The following is a 17,198-nucleotide window of genomic DNA, read 5'->3' on the forward strand; positions in this document are numbered from 1 at the left end:
TCGGGGCCGGAATGCCCGCCGAGCGGTCGATGAACTTCGGGCCGTCGGCGCGGCGGCTGCTCGGCCGGCTCCGGCCGCATCGGCTCCAACTCGGCGGAATCGTCGCGCTGGCGGTGGTGAGCGTCGGGCTCAGTGTCGCCGGACCGAAGATCCTCGGGCACGCCACCGACCTGATCTTCACCGGGGTGGTCGGCCGGCAACTCCCGGCGGGCAGCAGCGTCGATCAGGCCGTCGCGGCGGCCCGCGCGACCGGCAACAACGCCTTCGCCGACATGCTCGCCCGGATGCAGCCGGTGCCCGGGGCGGGCATCGACTTCAGCACGCTGGGACGGATCCTGCTGCTGGCGCTCGGGCTCTACCTCGCCGCGGCGCTGCTGTCCTTCTGGCAGGGCTGGCTGCTGAACGGCGTGGTGCAGCGGACGGTGCTGAAGCTGCGCTCCGACGTGGAAGACAAGCTCAACCGCCTGCCGCTGCCCTACTTCGACCGGCAGCCGCGAGGCGAGCTGCTCAGCCGGGTGACCAACGACATCGACAACATCTCGCAGAGCCTCCAGCAGACTCTGAGCCAGCTGCTCACGTCGCTGCTCACGGTGGTCGGCGTACTGGGGGCGATGTTCTGGATCTCGCCGCTGCTGGCGCTGGTGGCGCTGGTCGCCGTGCCGCTGTCGGTGCTGGTCACCCAGCGCATCGCCAAGCGGTCGCAGAAGCAGTTCATCGCCCAGTGGGCGCACACCGGTGAGCTGAACGGCCGGATCGAGGAGGCCTTCACCGGCCACGAACTGGTCAAGGTCTTCGGGCGGCAGCGCGAGGTCGAGGCCGCGTTCACCGAGAAGAACGAGCAACTGTTCAAGGCGAGCTTCGGAGCCCAGTTCATCTCCGGGATCATCATGCCGTCGATGATGTTCATCGGGAACCTGAGTTATGTGGCGATCGCCGTGGTCGGCGGCCTGCGGGTCGCCCACGGATCGATGAGCCTCGGCGACGTGCAGGCGTTCATCCAGTACTCCCGGCAGTTCACTCAGCCGCTGACCCAGGTGGCCTCGATGGCGAACCTGCTCCAGTCCGGTGTCGCCTCGGCGGAGCGGGTGTTCGCCGTGCTCGATGCCGACGAGCAGAGCCCCGACCCGGTCGAGCCGGCCCGGGTGACGCAACCGCGGGGCCGGGTCGAGTTCGAGCACGTGTCGTTCCGCTACGAGCCGGAAAAGCCGCTGATCGACGACCTTTCGCTGGTCGCCGAGCCCGGTCACACCGTGGCGATCGTCGGGCCGACCGGCGCCGGCAAGACGACGCTGGTCAATCTGATCATGCGGTTCTACGAGTTGGACGCCGGCCGGATCACCCTGGACGGGGTGGACACCAGCACCATGCGCCGCGACGACCTGCGTGGCCGGATCGGCATGGTCCTTCAGGACACGTGGCTCTTCGGCGGCACCATCCGCGACAACATCGCGTACGGCCGGCCGGACGCGACCGAGGAGGAGATCCTCGCCGCCGCCCGGGCCACCTTCGTGGACCGGTTCGTCCGCAGCCTGCCCGACGGCTACGACACGGTCATCGACGAGGAGGGAAGCAACGTCAGCGCCGGCGAGAAGCAGCTCATCACGATCGCGCGGGCGGCCCTCGCCGAGCCGTCGCTGCTGATTCTCGACGAGGCGACCAGCTCGGTCGACACGCGCACCGAGGTGCTGTTGCAGCGGGCGATGGCCGCGCTGCGCTCGGACCGGACCAGCTTCGTGATCGCGCACCGGCTCTCCACCATCCGGGACGCCGACCTGATCCTGATGATGGAGAACGGCCGGATCGTCGAGCAGGGCACGCACGAGCAACTGCTGGCCGCACGCGGGGCGTACCAGCGGCTCTACCTGTCGCAGTTCAGTCAGGCGATCACGGAAGAGGACGAGCCCACCGACGGGGCTGCCCGGACACCGGCGGCGGCACAGGGGGCGCTGTCGGGGTGACCCGGCCGGCCACGGGCGTGCGCGACGCCCACGGCCGGGCGGAATCACTCCGCCCACCCGACCGGCCGGTGGCACGGACACCCGTGCACCGGCCGGCGCGGGCAACGCTCAGGCGGGTACCGGCCCGAGCGCCCGCCCCTGTCCGGGTCACCCGGGCAGCAGCTGCGCGGACCGGGTGGCCACCACGCCACCGACCAGGTCGAGCGCGGCCGCCACGGGCAACGGACCGAGCCCACGCCCGTCGCGCAGCCGCAGGGACACCCGCCCGTCCGCCGCCTCCCGGGCACCGATCACCGCGGCGTACGGGATGCGACGCCGGGTCACGTCCCGGATCCGGGCGCCCAGCGAGCCGGCGGCGTCCACCTCGACCCGCAGCCCGGATTCCTCGGCCCGGCGGGCGAGGTCGGCCGCGGCGTCGGACTGGCCGGCGTCCACCGGGAGCACCGCCAGCTGAACCGGCGCGTACCAGGCGGGGAAGGCGCCCTGATGCACCTCGATGAGGTACGCGAACAGCCGCTCCATGCTGCCGACCAGGCTTCGGTGCACCATCACCGGGCGTCGCCGTGCCCCGTCCCGGTCGGTGTACGCCAGGTCGAAGCGTTCCGGCTTGTCGAAGTCGAGCTGCACGGTGGCCAGGGTCGACTCCCGGCCACGGGCGTCGACGATCTGGACGTCGATCTTCGGACCGTAGAAGGCGGCGTCCCCCGGTGCGACCGCGTACTCGACCCCGGTCAGGGCGTCGCGCAGCAGTTCCTCGGCGCGGGCCCACTGCGCGTCGTCGCCGACGTACCGCTGGCCGGGCCCGCGCAGCGACAACCGGAACCCGGCCGGGCGTACGCCGAGCGCGGCGTGTGCCTCGCGGATCAGCCGGAGGATCTCGGCGACCTCCTCCCCCACCTGCTCCAGCGCGCAGAAGTTGTGCGCGTCGTTGAGCGAGATGGCCCGTACCCGGGAGAGTCCGCCGAGCACCCCGGAGCGCTCGGCACGGTACATTCCGCCCAGCTCGGCGACACGCAGCGGCAGCTCACGGTAGGAGCGGCCCCGCGCGCCGAACACCAGAGCATGGTGCGGGCAGAGCGCCGGCCGCAACACGAACTCGTCGTCGTCGGAGAGCCGCATCGGCGGGAACATGTCGTCGGCGAAGTAGCCGAGGTGCCCGGAGCGTTCGAAGAGCTCCCGCTTACCCAAAGGCGGCGAGTAGACGTGCTGGTAGCCGGCCCGGCGTTCCAACTCCCGCACGTACTCCTCGACCGCGTGCCGGGCGGCGGCCCCGGCCGGTAGCCAGATGGGCAGGCCGGCGCCGGCCAGCGGATCGGAGACGAACAGCTCCAGCTCACGGCCGAGCCTGCGGTGGTCGATCATGTCGCTCTCCCTGATCGCGTACGACCCGGAGGCGACCTGGTCACCGAACGCCGCGCGGCCCCCGGGAGCGATCGCCCCGGGGCCTCATGGACGGAAACGTCAGTGCGGCACGCCGGGATCTACCGGCGTCGTGGTCCGTTTCGCACTGCGCATGCCCGAGACCATACGCGCCGCCCGCGCGCGGCCGCACGCTCATTTCCACCCCCTGCACCTGCGAAGACCGGGCACTTAAGGATCCGCGCACTTTCCTGGAATGAGTGCGCTTCGCGCGCCGGATGGTGACTTTTTCCGGGAAAGAGGCCGCTACCTGATGAGCGGGGAGGGGTCGTGCCGTATCGGGAAGTGGGGCCCGCGGGCCACCCCATGCGCTCGCTGATCTGGCGGCGTCGTCAACACTGAGCCGACGGACGGCAGTGCCCGCGCTGACCGACCGGTTCGGTGTGAGGTGGGAGCCGGCCACCACCCGACTCCATATCCGAGCGCCAGGATGAAGAAGAAGCTTCGCGCGTTGAGGTCGCCGGACACGCTCACACAGGTGACTTCGAACGCTAGCAGCGCGAGCACCAGCACTGCGGCCGGTTGCACCCTCGTGGTGCGCCACAGTCGCACCATCACCCAGATAAGCGTGCCCACGAGAATCCCGCCGGGGAGCCACCCGGCTTCGGCGAACACCTCCAGGAAGAGATTGTGTGGGTACCAGTAGGGCGCGATGGGGACATGCTCGGCCCAGCTACCGAGACCCACCCCTCGCGGTGTGCTGGCGATCAGATCCAATGTCGGGCGGGCGAGCTCGATCCGGTCGGACTCGTCCAGCTCGCTGCGTGGGTCGTACAGGAACGCGCCCAACCGCGACGTGGCCGGCACAAGGTGGAACGCCAGAATCACGTAGAGACCGACGGCGGCGGCCAGGGCGAACCCTGCGGCGCGGCCGACCCGAGTGGACGCTGACGACAGGGTGAGCACGATCAGCGTGGCGATCACCAACGCGACCACAGGGCCGCGCGAGCCGGTGACGTACAGCCCGGCGGCGAGCACGCCGGCGACGGCCAGGCCGATCGGCACGGCGATCGCCCGGGTGACCATCAGCCACAGCAACGCGACTGCCGGGGACCCGATACCACGCGCGAGCCAGATCGGGTTGCTGTCGCCCGCCCCGACGGACCTGCCGGACGGGTCGACGTCACCGACCAACGCGAGCAGCGCCAGCACACAGCCGGAGGCGACCCAGACCGTGGCCCAGACGGTGAGGTCGCGCCGGTTGCGGATCACCAGCGCCGTCGCGGCACTGGGCACGGTGAGCATGAGGAATGTCTGGAGCTTGTCCGCTCCGTACGCCGTGGTCGGTGGGGTCATGTAGGCCGGCACGGCAACGACGGCGGCGAGCAGCAACGCCAGACCGGCCGACCGGTGCAGGACGGGCATGCCCGCGACGAGGGCCGCCAGCGCGATCGGGAGGAGTCCGACAGCCGCGAGTGTGACCACAGGCACGCCAACGGTAGGCAGCAGGGAACCGACCAGCAGCAGCGTCAGCAGCACAGCCTGACACCAGGGTCGCACCGACGAGCTCGGCCTCGCGGCATGCCGGCCGCGGTCTCTCGCGGTAGGAATCGGTGGCACGGCTCCTCACCTCTGATCCGGGCGCTATCAGCTGCCATGGGATCAACCACGCAGACCACCGCCGCGGTGACGGGAGAACGGAGAACTTCGTCCGTTTCGGTAGTGACCACGAACCGCTACGCCACCGTGCCGCTGCCGAAGACGTTCCCGGGTCGTCCGGAGTGCCGACCAACTGCCGAGACCATGGTCAGCGCGGGCCGGCAGGACGGGCATGAAGGGGGCGGGCCGCCGGCACGGGACCTGCCGGCGGCCCGCTGCGGCCCGATCGTCGAGAACGGGGGACCCGACGGTCGTATGGCCGCGCGCGACAACGGTACGCCGACGAACGCTGATCCGCCGACCGTGACCGATAGCGATGGATCGTCGTTGTACTGGGGTGGCCCTGCCGTGTCCATGGTCACCACCGGTCGGGCCCGTCCGTGGTGACGCCGGACACGTCGTCAGTCTCGGTACATCAAATCGGCCGCATATGGCGAGGTGGCGGGCGTGCCCGAACTACTCACTGACGTCACGTCACCGGCGTGGGCGTACCTCGCGCTGCTCGCTCTGCTGCTGCTGGACGCCTTCGTCCCGGTCATCCCCACCCAGGCCATCATGATCACCGGAGGGGCGCTCACCGTCTACGGCGGGCTGGACCTGCCCCTCACGATCGCCGCGGGAGCGCTCGGCGTCCTGGCCGGCGACCTCGTCTGTTACCTGCTGGGCCGGGGCGCACCCGACCGGCGGGTACGCCGACACACCAGGCAGAGCCGCGCCCAGCGGGCCGCCGCGCGGTTCACCCAGGGACTACGCCGTCCAGGGCCGCTGGTGATCCTGCTCTGCCGGTTCGTGCCCGGCGGCCGGATGGCAGCCTGCTTCTCGGCCGGCCGCAGCCGCTACCCGTACCGGCTCTTCCTGACCTACGAGACGATGGCCGCGCTGGGCTGGGCCACCTACGGGGCGCTGGTCGGCCACCTGGGCGGGACGGCGCTCGCCTCCTCCACCTGGCGCCTCGCGGTCGTCGCGGTCGTGGCGGCGACCGGTTTCGCCGCCGCCGGCTGGCTGATGACGGTCGTGAACGCCCGCCGCAACGCCGGCCAGCCGGTCGACTCACCGGCCCCCTCTTCGGGTGCGCACGTCGCTGCCCGGCGGTGACGCAGGCGTCGATCCTCGGCACGGCTCCTAGGGGTGGTCCCGGGGATCGAATTCGGTGGCCCGCCCCGATCCGTTTCGGGTGGTGCCGGCGACAGGCTAGGGCATGCCTGGAACGCGAAGCTCGGGCCTGCTGGCTCTCGGCGGCATCACACTGGCCGCGCTGCTCGCCGTGATCGGACATCTCGAGGTGAACGAGGACCTGTCCCCCTGGTCGTTGACCGTCAGCGACTTCGCCGTCTCCGACCGGGGCGGGGTCATCGACACCGCGATGGTGCTGCTGGCGGCGGCCACCGCCGTGCTCCTGCCCGCGCTGAGCCGCACCCCGGCCGCGACGGACGGCCACCGGGCCGCCCGGGCCAGGGGAGCACGCCGGATCGGGTGGGCGGAGGGCCTGATGGCGGCCTGGGTCGCCGGACTGCTGCTGGCCGCGGTCGTACCGACGAACCAGCCCGGTACGCCGATGGGCGCCGCCGCCTACGTGCACCGGTACGCCTCGGTGGTCGCTTTCCTGGCGTTGCCGGTGGGCGGGTGGCTGCTGGCGAAGCGGCTGCCCGCGGCCGGCGCCCGGTGGACGCGCCGGTTCGTGATCGCCAGCGCGGTCCTCGCGGTGGCGATGGTCTGGTCCGCGTACCCGGGTGACCGCGTGCTCATCGGGTTGGTGGAGCGCCTGCTGATCCTCGCCGAGGTCGCCGTGCTCACCATCTTCGCCCTGGTGGTCACCGGCTTGCCGGACCGCCGAGATCACGCGGTCGTGGCGCCTCGGCAGAGGGCCACGACCGCAGGGCCGCGTACGCCGGCCGTGGTACGGCCGGTGGAATCGCCGGTTACTCCAGTTCGTGGAGCATGAGCTGGCGGGCCGACTCGGTGATCGATCCGGAGAGGCTCGGGTAGATGGTGATCGTCTGGGCCAGCTCGTTGACGGTGAGGTTGTTCTCCACCGCCATCGTGATCGGCAGGATCAGCTCGCTCGCCTTGGGAGCCACCACCACACCGCCGATCACCTGGCCGCTCGCCGGCCGACAGAAGAGCTTCACGAAGCCGTCCGCGAGGTCGTCCATCTTGGCCCGGGCGTTGCCCGCCAGCGGCAGCATCACCTGCCGGGCCGGGACCGTGCCGGCGTCCACCTCGTTCTGCGAGACGCCCACGGTGGCCAGCTCGGGCGAGGTGAAGGCGTTCGCGGCGACGGTCCGCAGCCGCAGCGGGCGGACCGCCTCGCCGAGCGCGTGCCACATCGCGATCCGGCCCTGCATGGCCGCGACGCTGGCCAGCGCGAGCACGCCGGTGCAGTCGCCGGCGGCATAGATGCCGGGCACGTTGGTCCGGGACACCCGGTCGACGGTCACGTAGCCACCCCGGCCCAGCTCGACGCCGTACTCGGCGAGGCCGAGGTTGCCGGTGTTGGGGATCGAGCCGACGGTGATCAGCGCGTGCGAGCCGTACACCTTGCGACCGTCGGAGAGCTCGACCTCGACGCCGGTTTCGGTGCGGCGGACCGCGTCGGCGCGGGAGTTGTTCAGGATGCTCATGCCCCGGGCGCGGAAGACCCGCTCGATCGCCTGCGCCGCGTCGGCGTCCTCCTGCGGCATGACCCGGTCCCGGCTGGACACCAGGGTGACCTCGACGCCCATCCCGAGGTACGCGCTGGCGAACTCGGCCCCGGTCACACCGGAGCCGACCACGATCAGGTGCTCGGGCAGCTCGGGCAGGTCGTACACCTGGCGCCAGGTGAGGATCCGCTCGCCGTCCGGAAGGGCCGTCGGCAGTTGGCGCGGCGTGGCACCGGTCGCGACCAGGACGGTGGTGGCGTCGATCGTGTAGTCGGCGGCGCCGTCGGCCGGGCTGACCAGCACGCGGTGCGTGTGACCGAGCATGTCCTCACCCAGGCGGGCGGTGCCGGCCACGAAGGTGACCCCGGCCTTGAGCAGCTTGGCGTGGACGTCGGACGACTGGGCGAGCGCGAGCCGCTTCACCCGCTGGTGCACGGCCGTCGCGTCGACGGTGACCGCCTCCAGCCCGTCCGAGTGCACCCCGAACTCCTCGGTGTCCCGGTAGCCGGTCACCACCTCGGAGCTCGCGATGAAGGTCTTCGACGGTACGCAGTCGGACAGCACACAGGCCCCGCCGGCGCCCTCGGCCTCCACCACGGTGACGTCGGCGTCCAGCTGCGCGGCGACCAGCGCCGCCTCGTAGCCGGCCGGCCCGCCCCCGATGATCACGATCCGGCTCACCGTACTCGCCCCTCGTCGATGCTCACAGTGACTTTCTTCTCCTGAACACGTCCGACACGCACCGTCGTATTCTCCCCTACCCGTCCGCCGGGCTATCGTCATCGCCGTGCGTCTTCACGCCGCCTACGGCTCAAACCTCGACCCTGGTCGGATGCGCGCCTACTGCCCGCATTCGCCCATGGTGGGCACCGGCTGGCTGGAAGGCTGGCGGCTGACCTTCGCCGGCGAGGACGTCATCGGCTGGGAGGGCGCGGTGAGCACCCTCGTCGAGTCCCCCGGTGAACGGGTCTTCGTGGCGCTCTACGACATCCACCCGTACGACGCCGCCCAGCTCGACGAGATCGAGGGCGTGACCTCCGGCACGTACCGCAAGCTGCACGTCCGCGTCTCGACGCTCGACGGCGACGTGACCGCGTGGATCTACGTCTTCGACGGCTACGAAGGCGGACTGCCCACCTCGTGGTACCTGTCGGAGATCGCGGCCGCTGCCGAGAAGGCCGGGGCGCCGGACGACTACGTCACCGAGCTGCGCTCCCGCCCCACCGGCACCGCCTCGGCGTAACGTAGGTCGCACGCGCCCAGTCTGCTACCGGGCCGGTACGTTCCACCGTCCGGGCTCCGCGGAGGGGTCGCCGATCACACATTCGGGCGGAACCGGCACCGGACGGGAGCGTCCGCGCGGCGGGACGTCAACCGACCGCCGTCGACGCGGCCGGCACGACCAGCTCGTACATGTCGGTCCAGCGGGTCTCCCGCAGGCCCACCGAGCGGTAGAGCGACAGCGGCGTGGTCGGGTTGGTCAGGTCCACGCCCAGACCGGCGGAGGCGCGCCCCTTCTCGGCGTACCGGCTGAACGCCCGGCGCAGCAGCGCGGCACCCACCCCCCGCCGCCGGAATCCGGGCAGCACGGAGAGGCTCCGCACGAAGCCTTCGTCCTGGTCGAGCGCCTAGTCGGAGGATTGCAGCGCGCCGACCACCACCCCGTCGACCTCCGCGACGAACCACTCGTCCCAGCTGGTTCCGTGCTGGGTGACCTTCTTGCGCCACTCGGCGAACCCGAGCGGCTCGTAGTCGGGTGTGTCCCGGAAGGCGGTGTCGAAGATCCGGTGGAACTCGCGCAGGTCCAGTTCGCCGTCGGGATCGACCGGGCGGACCGTCACTCCGGGCGGTGGGGGCGGCTCAGCGGTCAGGTCGGCCAGCGAGCGGTGCATACGGACGTAACGTTTGGCCGGGGTGAAACCGGTGTCGCGCAGGACCCGCGCCCAGTCCCGCTCCGGGTCGAAGGCCGCGCACCGCACGATGAGCGCCGGCAACGACCGTTCGGCGGCCCGCTCCGCGACCCGGTCGAGCTGGCGGGCCAGCAGCGGCCCGCGTAGCTGGCTGCCCCGCTCAGGGTCGACGTAGACATCCACGAACTCCCGGCCGGTGCCGGTCGGGTTGTCGATGCTCGTCCAGCCGACGACCTGGCCGTCCGGGTCGAGCGCCAACCAGGAGTCGCGGGACGAGTCGACGTACGGGCCGCTCAACGCCGCCTCGACGTCGGCGGCGTCGAAGTCCGGGTAGCCGACGGCGAAGGTGTCCGCGGCGTGCACCACCGCGAGGATCGCGGGCACGTCGTCGAGGGTGGGCCGGCGCGCGCTCCAGCCAGCGGGGAGGGTCACGCCGCCGATCCTGGCAGGGCCGGCCCGCCGACGCCGCCCATTTTCGACCTCGAACGCCGCGCTGCCCCTCGCCCGATCGCCGAGGTGCGGGCCGGGCGGGCGCGCGTCGGGACGCCAGAGCGCCATCCGCCCCGGTGGCGCTCAGGCCGCAGGTTGCGCGCGGGCCACCGCGCCGAGGTGCACGCGGGTGGCGGCCAGCAGCTCCACCAGCTCGGTGCCGTCGACCGGTCCGAGCGCGGCGAACGCCGGCGCGGCCAGCCGGTGGGTCACCGCCTCGGCCCAGAGCCGACGCCGGACCAGCGGGCCCACCGCCGGGTACGGCGGCGGCCAGCCGCAGGCCATCGCGCCCGCCTCCCCCTCCGGCCCGGCGAGCACCGCCTCGAGCGGGGTCATCCCGCCGGCCCGGACGGCGAGCAGGTACGCACCCGTGAAGTACTCCCGGAGCAGACGTAACGCCACCGCGGCGCGGGCCCCGGCGGCGCGGTGCGGCACCGGTATCGCCCGCCAGGCGGCGAAGAGCGGCATGCCGCTGCCGTCCGCCGCGTGGACCGCCCGTTCGAGCAGCCCGACGAGCCGGTCGATCCGGGGTAGGTCGTCCAGGTGCTGCGAACCCCACCGGCAGCACTCGGCGAGCATCGCGGCGGCCACCTCGGACGGCCGGACGGTGCGCGCCGCTCCGTCCCAGCCGTCCGCCACCGCGTCCGGCGCGAGGAAGCCGAGGGTGGCGGCCACCGTCTCGGCCCGTACGTCACCGAGGGCGCCGGCCCGACCCGCCACGTAGAAAGCCCAGCCGGAGATGCCGAGCAGCCGGGCCCGACGCAACGTGACCGGGCAGCGGCCGAAGGCGTCGCCCAGTTCGAGCACCATGGGCTTGCTGGCCGCGGCGATCTGCTCCGGGGTCATCGGGCCCGCCCACGGGCGCCGGAGCGTCCCGCCCGCACCACACGAAAGTTCATCGACGTCAGTCTGCCTCGCCGCGGCCCGCGCCGGAATCCCCCTCCTCGGCCTCCAGCGCCTCCACGGCCGCCTCGACCTCGCCGGCGTGCCTCCGGGCCGCGGTCAGCGCCCGCTCCGCCCCGCGGCGGGCCAGCTTCGCCCGGCTCAGCTCCTGCTCGGCGATTGCCCGCCGCCGCTCCAGTTCGGCCAGTTCGGTCTCGATCTCGTCGAGCGCCGCGGCGCCGTCGTGTTCGACCTCGGTCGCGTCCGCCAGCTCCGACTCGGCCCGTTCCTGCTCGGCGCGCGCCTTCGCCAGCTCGCGTTCCAACGCCCGGCGCTGCCGTGCCCGCTCGGCCCGCGCCTCCCGCTCGGCCCGTTCCGCGGCCCGCTCGGCCGCCCGTCCGCCGGGGGCGCGCTGGGCGGGGGCTCGGCCGGACTCCCGTCGCCGCTGCGCCTCCTCCTCGTCCTCGCCGCCGGTGACCAGGCGCAGTTGCGGGCGGGGTACTTCACCGAAGCCGGCGTAGCTGGCCGCTCGGAGCAGCCGTCCGGCGCGTACCTGCTCGGCCACCTCGCTGTCGGAGAGCGCCGCGTTCAAGGTCGCCTCCACCTCGGTCAGCGGCAGCTTCCCGGTCGACGGGGCGCCGGGTTCCGCCGCGGCCAGCTTGCGAACCTCGCCGAGGAGGGTGCCGACCGCCGTGCGCCGCTGCGCGGAGAGTTCCCGCAGCCGCGGGCCGCGCAGTTCCCGCTGCGCCGAGCGCATCGCCTCGGCGAGCCGCACCAGGTCGGCGACCAGCTCGGGGCGGCGGATGGCGAGCAGGTTCACCAGCCAGGCGGCCACGGTGGGACGGCGCAGTCGGGCGATCTGACGGGCGGTCGCCGGGTCACCCGCCTTGCGCGCCTGCGCGACTGCCGCGTCCCGAGCCGCCACGAACCGGTCGGGAGGCGTGCTGTAGAGCTGCTGGACCAGCTCGGGCGAGGGGCCGGGCATCGCCTCAGGCGTCCAGCCGGGTACCGGGTTCCAGCCGCCGGTAGTCCGTCTGCGACAGCGCCGCGTACTGGCGATCGAGCAGGCCGTACCCGTTGTCGTTGAGCAGCGCGTCGTGCAGCGCGTACGCCCGACGCGGCGCGACCGCCCGGATGAAGTCCACCACCTCGGAGAACTTCGACCAGGCGGCGTGGATCGGCGCGAAGAGGGTGTCGACCGGGAGGTCCGGCACCACCAGCGCGTCTCCCGGGTGGTAGACCACGTCGTTGATCAGGTAGCCCACGTTGTCCACCACCGGGATGTCCGGGTGGATCACGGCGTGCCGGCCGCCGTACGCGCGGACCGCCACTCCGGCGGCCGTGAACGACTCGCCCGGCTGGACCGCCCGCAGCGCCTCGGCCGCGTCACCGAGGGTCGCGGCGAGCGAGGCCGGCCCGTACACCGGCGCGGGACGCCGGTCGAGCTGCCGGGTGACGGCCTCGACGTTCAGGTGGTCCGGGTGTTCGTGGGTGATCAGCACCGCGTCCGCCCCGTCCAGCGACACGGGGTCGCTGAACACACCGGGGTCGATGACGAGCACTCCCCCGTCGTGCTCCACCCGGAGGCAGGAGTGGGCGTACTTGGTGAGCTGCATCGTGACTCCTCGATTATCGAATCGTGATGTCCTCAGCGCAGTCTGCCGGAACCGGCGTGCTGGCGCGCCACGTCCGAGGTATCGCCCGTCGGGCGAGCGGAGGGGAGCGGAGATGGACGTACGGAGCAGACGGCGTCGGGGGGTCCTGACGGCGGTGCTGGTGGCGAGCCTGGCCGCCGGCGGGTGCAGCGCCACCGGCGGAACCGACGAGGCCGGTACGGCTGCCGGTGCGGTTGGGCAGGCGCGGCCCCCGGCCGGTGCGGGCGCACCCGGGGAGGCCGGCGCACCCGCCCCCGCCGGAGCGGGCGCCCCGGACCTGCGGGTGGACCAGCGCTCGATCATCTACACCGGAACGATGCTGGTGCGGGTGGACGATGTGGACAAGGCGGCACGTGACGCCGTCGCGGCGGTCACCGCGGCGGGCGGCTTCGTCGGCGGCGACCAGCGGAGCAGCGTCGACGCCGACGCGCGGGCCGAGTTGAGCCTGCGAGTGCCGGCGGCGCGTTTCACCGGGATCGTCGACGAGCTCGCCAAGCTGGGCCGCCAGGAGCGGCGGGAGATCCGTACCGAGGACGTCACCGAGGAGACCGTGGACCTCGACGCGCGGATCGCCACTCAACGCGCCCGGGTGGACAGCGGCCGGAAGCTGCTGGCCCGGGCCACTTCCATCAGCGACCTGGTGTCGCTGGAGGGTGAGCTGGCCAAGCGGGAGGCGGACCTGGCCTCGCTGGAGGCGAAGAAGCGTCGGCTGGCCGACCTGACCGCGCTGTCCACGATCACGCTCACGCTGCTCGGGCGGGATGTGAGCACGGCCGACGAGGGGACCGACCTCGGCTTCATGACCGGGCTGCACGGCGGCTGGAAGGTCTTCCTGTCCTCGATGACCCTCCTGCTGACCGTGCTCGGCGCGCTGTTGCCGTGGCTGGTGGTGATCGGCGTACCGCTGGCGGCGTTGCTCGTGCTGCTGCGCCGACGGCGGCGGAACCCGCCGGCGGCACCGGTCGGCGCGCCGCCACCTCCGCCGGTCGGCGGGCCGCAGCCGCCGCAGGTCAGTGGGCCGCAGCCTCCAGTGCCCGCAACGCGGTCTGCACCATGACGCGTACGCCGGCCGGGATCGCCCGCTCGTCCACGTCGAACGAGGCGCGGTGCAAGTCGACGTTCGGCCCCGACCGGCCGACCCCGAGCCGGGCGAGCGCACCGGGGACGTACTCCAGGTACCAGGAGAAGTCCTCTCCGCCCATGCTCTGCGGGGTCTCCGCGACGCCCTCCGGCCCGAGGGCGGCCGTGGTGGCCGCGGTGAGGATCTGGATCGCCTTGGCGTCGTTGCTGACCGGCGGACGGCCGCGCAGGTACTCCAGGTCGACCGTGGCGCCGGTGGGCGCGACCACGTCCCGGACGACCTGACCGACGATCTTCGGCGCGAGTTCCCAGGTGTCGCGGTCCATCACCCGCAGGGTGCCGGCCGCGCACGCCTCGGAGGGGATGACGTTGTAGCGGGTGCCGGCCGAGGCGTGGCCGAAGACCAGCAGCAGCCCGCTGTTGGCCGGCACTCGGCGGCTGACCAGGGCGGGCACCTCGGTGATGATCCGGCCGAGCGCGTCGACCAGGTCGACGGTCAGGTGCGGACGGGCGGTGTGCCCGCCGGGCCCCCTGAGCCGGACGGTGACGTTGTCCGCGGCGGCGGTGATCGGGCCGACCCGCAGGCCGATCTGGCCGACCGGCAGGTTGGGGTCGCAGTGCAACGCGAAGATCTGCACCACGTCGTCCAGGCCGCCGGCCTCGATGACCTCCAGCGAGCCGCAGGGCAGGATCTCCTCGGCCGGCTGGAAGATCAGCCGGACGCGGCCGTTCAGCTCGCCACGCTCGGCGAGCTGGCCCAGCAGCATCCCGACGCCGAGCATGATCGTCGTGTGCACGTCGTGCCCGCACGCGTGGCAGACGCCGTCCACGGTGGAGCGGTACGGCACGTCCTTGACGTCGGTCAGCGGCAGCGCGTCGATGTCGGCGCGCAGGGCGATCACCGGCCCGTCGGGGCGACCGTCGATGTCGCAGAGCACGCCGTTGCCCTTGGGCAGCAGTCGCGGGTTGAGGCCGGCCAGGGTGAGCTCCCGGGCGATCAGCGCCGCGGTGTCGAACTCCTGACCGGAGAGCTCCGGATGGGCGTGGATGTGACGGCGGGTGCCGACGAGGCCGGGTATCCGCAGGGCGAGGAGATCGTCCAGCTCGAACGGCAGAGGTAGGGACCCGGATGGCGTCTCCGGCCAGGACGACGCCAGCTGGCTGCCAGTGGGCAGCGTCAACGCACTCGTCACGTCGAATTCTCGTTCAGTAGAGATGGATGGATCATCATGAACAGCAGACAGCCTAGACCTCCGCCGGTGACGCTGCGCAACCTCGTTCCGGTAGCGGTCGGAGCGCACAGCGTCACGAAAGCCCTGCTGAGAGCGCTCAGAAGTCAGCGGCACAGCAGGTAGATCGCGTTCGGACGCTGCCATCTGCCGCATCACCTCCTACAACGCGTAACCGATTCGGCGGTCACGAATTCGAGCGCGGCCACCCCGGGCCCTTAGTTCTGAATTGTCGCATTAGTAAGCTTCATGAACATACACTCCGCCAATGAGCCGACCACTCTCCGCGACGAGCCGGACAGACGCTCACATGCGCCCGTGCGACCGGAGCGCACACGGTGTCCGTTCCGTTCACTCGGCCGAGGTACCCGCAAACCCCACGAGCACACGCCGCGCCGGACCGGGGCAGCGCCGCCCCGGGGGCGACCCGCAGCGGTACGGCGGCGTCGCGCGTATCGCGCCGGGGGCGGGGCGGCGGGTGGGCCCATCTCGACTGTAGCTCCCCCCGAACCACGCGATCGAGTGCCTGACCAGCTAAAACGCGACAGCCGCCCGGCGTGGCGCAGGTGCCGGGCGGCGGTCGGTGGGGCCGGTCAGAAGCGGTCGGTGGGCCGGTACTGGCCCCACACCTCGCGCAGCGTCCCGCAGACCTCGCCCACGGTGGCCCGGGCGCGCAGCGCCGCCTTCATCGGGTGGAGCACGTTCTCGGAACCGGCAGCCGCCGCGCGCAACTCGGCGAGGGTCCGCTCGACCTCAGCGGCGTCGCGCGTACGCCGCAACTCGGCCAGGCGCCCCGCCTGCGCCGCCTCGATCGCCGGGTCGACCCGCAGCGGCTCGTACGGCTCCTCCTCGTCGATGGCGAACCGGTTGAGGCCGACCACCACCCGCTCAGCCGAGTCGATCTCCTGCGCGATCCGGTACGCGGACTGCTCGATCTCCCGCTTCTGGAACCCCGCCTCGATCGCGTCCACGGCCGAGCCGTACTCGAAGACCCGGTCCATCAGCTCGGTCGCCGCCGCCTCCACCTCCGCGGTCATCGCCTCGACGACGTACGAGCCGGCGAACGGGTCGACGGTGGCCGTCAGGTCCGTCTCGTACGCCAGCACCTGCTGGGTGCGCAGCGCGAGCCGGGCGGCCTTCTCCGTGGGCAACGCGATGGCCTCGTCGAAGCTGTTGGTGTGCAGCGACTGGGTGCCGCCGAGCACCGCGGCCAACCCCTGCACCGCGACCCGGACCAGGTTGACCTCGGGTTGCTGGGCGGTGAGTTGCACGCCCGCGGTCTGGGTGTGGAAACGCAGCATCATCGCCTTCGGGTTCTTCGCCCCGAACTCGTCGCGCATCAACCGGGCCCAGATCCGCCGCGCGGCACGGAACTTCGCGACCTCCTCCAGCAGCGTCGTACGGGCCACGAAGAAGAACGACAGCCGGGGAGCGAAATCGTCGACCGCCAGCCCGGCCGCGATCGCGGCGCGGACGTACTCGACGCCGTTGGCCAGGGTGAACGCGATCTCCTGCGCGGGGCTCGCTCCGGCCTCAGCCATGTGGTAGCCGGAGATGGAGATGGTGTTCCACTTCGGCACCTCCTTGCGGCAGTAGCCGAACGTGTCGGCCACCAGGCGCAGCGAGGGCTTCGGCGGGAAGATGTACGTCCCCCGCGCGATGTACTCCTTGAGGATGTCGTTCTGGATGGTTCCGTTCAACGCGGACCCGGGTACGCCGTTCTCCTCGGCGACCAGCTGGTAGAGCAGGAGCAGCACCGAGCCGGGCGCGTTGATGGTCATCGAGGTCGACACCTGGTCCAGCGGGATGCCGCCGAAGAGCGTCCGCATGTCCTCGATGGAGTCGATCGCCACCCCGACCTTGCCGACCTCGCCGTGCGCGATCGGGTCGTCGGAGTCGTATCCCATCTGGGTCGGCAGGTCGAAGGCGACGGAGAGGCCCATCGTGCCGGCCCGCAACAGCTGGTGGTAGCGGGCGTTGGACTCGGCGGCGGTGCCGAAGCCGGCGTACTGGCGCATGGTCCACGGACGGGACGTGTACATGGTCGGGTAGACCCCGCGCGTGTACGGGAACTCGCCCGGGGTACCGAGCCGGGAGTCCAGGTCCTCCGGAAGGTCGTCGGACCCGTAGACGCCCTTGATCGGAAAACCGGATTCGCTTGACCGCCGTTGGTTCATCCCCGGATGGTAGGACGACCCACGACGGCCGGGGGTGAGGGGTTCCGCACACTGAGTCCCCAAAGGTGGACCACAGGTGAGCGGCCGCCTACACACCGTTGACTTCGATAAACGTCCGAGCGTCGGCTTTCGCATCGGGCGTCGGAACAAGCAAGATA

At 72.0% G+C, this 17,198-nt stretch carries 14 protein-coding genes and 1 pseudogene; 5 read left to right on the forward strand and 10 right to left on the reverse strand.

The features are described from left to right. The first annotated feature begins 11 nt into the window (after positions 1-11). A complete protein-coding gene (locus ABZS42_RS15175) occupies positions 12-1,958 on the forward strand; it encodes an ABC transporter ATP-binding protein (protein WP_355145679.1) in 1,947 nt (648 codons plus the stop codon). A gap of 147 nt (positions 1,959-2,105) precedes the next feature. Here ABZS42_RS15175 and thrS read toward each other — a convergent pair whose 3' ends face one another. Both thrS and ABZS42_RS15185 read right to left on the reverse strand, forming a co-directional pair. Further along, positions 2,106-3,335, reverse strand: a complete 1,230-nt coding sequence (gene thrS / locus ABZS42_RS15180; RefSeq protein ID WP_355145681.1) for a threonine--tRNA ligase — start codon at positions 3,333-3,335, stop codon at positions 2,106-2,108. Between the two features lie 288 nt (positions 3,336-3,623). Further along, on the reverse strand, positions 3,624-4,856 hold the full coding sequence (locus ABZS42_RS15185) for an O-antigen ligase family protein (protein WP_355145510.1): 1,233 nt from the start codon (positions 4,854-4,856) through the stop codon (positions 3,624-3,626). A gap of 567 nt (positions 4,857-5,423) precedes the next feature. Here ABZS42_RS15185 and ABZS42_RS15190 point away from each other — a divergent pair. Beyond that, the gene (locus ABZS42_RS15190) at positions 5,424-6,071 is read left to right on the forward strand and encodes a DedA family protein (RefSeq protein ID WP_355145511.1); all 648 of its coding nucleotides are present in this window, start codon (positions 5,424-5,426) and stop codon (positions 6,069-6,071) included. Positions 6,072-6,174: 103 nt separating this feature from the next. Continuing rightward, positions 6,175-6,918 (forward strand): DUF998 domain-containing protein, encoded by a 744-nt coding sequence (locus tag ABZS42_RS15195; protein ID WP_355145513.1) that lies wholly within the window; start codon positions 6,175-6,177, stop codon positions 6,916-6,918. On the opposite strand, the gene ABZS42_RS15200 is transcribed toward ABZS42_RS15195, so the two are convergent. Next, on the reverse strand, positions 6,896-8,299 hold the full coding sequence (locus tag ABZS42_RS15200) for an NAD(P)H-quinone dehydrogenase (RefSeq protein ID WP_355145515.1): 1,404 nt from the start codon (positions 8,297-8,299) through the stop codon (positions 6,896-6,898). The two genes, ABZS42_RS15195 and ABZS42_RS15200, sit on opposite strands and share 23 nt — an antisense overlap. A gap of 106 nt (positions 8,300-8,405) precedes the next feature. Here ABZS42_RS15200 and ABZS42_RS15205 point away from each other — a divergent pair, with 106 nt between their 5' ends. Then, the gene (locus ABZS42_RS15205) at positions 8,406-8,861 is read left to right on the forward strand and encodes a gamma-glutamylcyclotransferase family protein (protein ID WP_355145517.1); all 456 of its coding nucleotides are present in this window, start codon (positions 8,406-8,408) and stop codon (positions 8,859-8,861) included. Between the two features lie 127 nt (positions 8,862-8,988). Here the strand turns inward: ABZS42_RS15205 and ABZS42_RS15210 are convergent. The 5 genes and pseudogenes from ABZS42_RS15210 to ABZS42_RS15230 all read right to left on the reverse strand — a co-directional run. Further along, positions 8,989-9,225, reverse strand: a pseudogene (locus tag ABZS42_RS15210) (GNAT family N-acetyltransferase); the annotation flags it as partial. Positions 9,226-9,246: 21 nt separating this feature from the next. Further along, complete coding sequence (locus ABZS42_RS15215; RefSeq protein WP_355145519.1) at positions 9,247-9,960, reverse strand: GNAT family N-acetyltransferase; 714 nt, start codon at positions 9,958-9,960, stop codon at positions 9,247-9,249. A 141-nt stretch (positions 9,961-10,101) separates the two neighbouring features. Continuing rightward, positions 10,102-10,863, reverse strand: coding sequence for a hypothetical protein (locus ABZS42_RS15220; protein ID WP_355145521.1), 762 nt, complete (start codon positions 10,861-10,863; stop codon positions 10,102-10,104). A gap of 58 nt (positions 10,864-10,921) precedes the next feature. After that, positions 10,922-11,884, reverse strand: a complete 963-nt coding sequence (locus ABZS42_RS15225) for a hypothetical protein (protein WP_355145522.1) — start codon at positions 11,882-11,884, stop codon at positions 10,922-10,924. 4 nt (positions 11,885-11,888) lie between these two features. Beyond that, entirely contained in the window at positions 11,889-12,515 is a 627-nt protein-coding gene (locus ABZS42_RS15230; RefSeq protein WP_355145524.1) for an MBL fold metallo-hydrolase, read from the reverse strand. Positions 12,516-12,627: 112 nt separating this feature from the next. Here ABZS42_RS15230 and ABZS42_RS15235 point away from each other — a divergent pair, with 112 nt between their 5' ends. Beyond that, positions 12,628-13,611, forward strand: a complete 984-nt coding sequence (locus ABZS42_RS15235) for a DUF4349 domain-containing protein (protein ID WP_355145526.1) — start codon at positions 12,628-12,630, stop codon at positions 13,609-13,611. On the opposite strand, the gene ABZS42_RS15240 is transcribed toward ABZS42_RS15235, so the two are convergent. Then, positions 13,565-14,827, reverse strand: a complete 1,263-nt coding sequence (locus tag ABZS42_RS15240) for an amidohydrolase (protein WP_355145528.1) — start codon at positions 14,825-14,827, stop codon at positions 13,565-13,567. The two genes, ABZS42_RS15235 and ABZS42_RS15240, sit on opposite strands and share 47 nt — an antisense overlap. Before the next feature lie 629 nt (positions 14,828-15,456). Beyond that, complete coding sequence (locus tag ABZS42_RS15245; RefSeq protein WP_355145530.1) at positions 15,457-17,040, reverse strand: methylmalonyl-CoA mutase family protein; 1,584 nt, start codon at positions 17,038-17,040, stop codon at positions 15,457-15,459. Positions 17,041-17,198: the final 158 nt, after the last annotated feature.

It is taken from the genome of Micromonospora sp. NPDC005367 (assembly GCF_040606825.1).
Classification (GTDB): domain Bacteria; phylum Actinomycetota; class Actinomycetes; order Mycobacteriales; family Micromonosporaceae; genus Micromonospora.

What these genes read in the sequence shown, in the direction of transcription:
- ABZS42_RS15175 (WP_355145679.1), top strand. Translation starts at nt 12, where the DNA reads ATGCCCGCCGAGCGGTCGATGAACTTCGGGCCGTCGGCGCGGCGGCTG.
- ABZS42_RS15195 (WP_355145513.1), top strand. Translation starts at nt 6,175, where the DNA reads ATGCCTGGAACGCGAAGCTCGGGCCTGCTGGCTCTCGGCGGCATCACA.
- ABZS42_RS15220 (WP_355145521.1), bottom strand. Translation starts at nt 10,863, where the DNA reads ATGACCCCGGAGCAGATCGCCGCGGCCAGCAAGCCCATGGTGCTCGAA.
- ABZS42_RS15225 (WP_355145522.1), bottom strand. Translation starts at nt 11,884, where the DNA reads ATGCCCGGCCCCTCGCCCGAGCTGGTCCAGCAGCTCTACAGCACGCCT.
- ABZS42_RS15230 (WP_355145524.1), bottom strand. Translation starts at nt 12,515, where the DNA reads ATGCAGCTCACCAAGTACGCCCACTCCTGCCTCCGGGTGGAGCACGAC.
- ABZS42_RS15235 (WP_355145526.1), top strand. Translation starts at nt 12,628, where the DNA reads ATGGACGTACGGAGCAGACGGCGTCGGGGGGTCCTGACGGCGGTGCTG.
- ABZS42_RS15245 (WP_355145530.1), bottom strand. Translation starts at nt 17,040, where the DNA reads ATGAACCAACGGCGGTCAAGCGAATCCGGTTTTCCGATCAAGGGCGTC.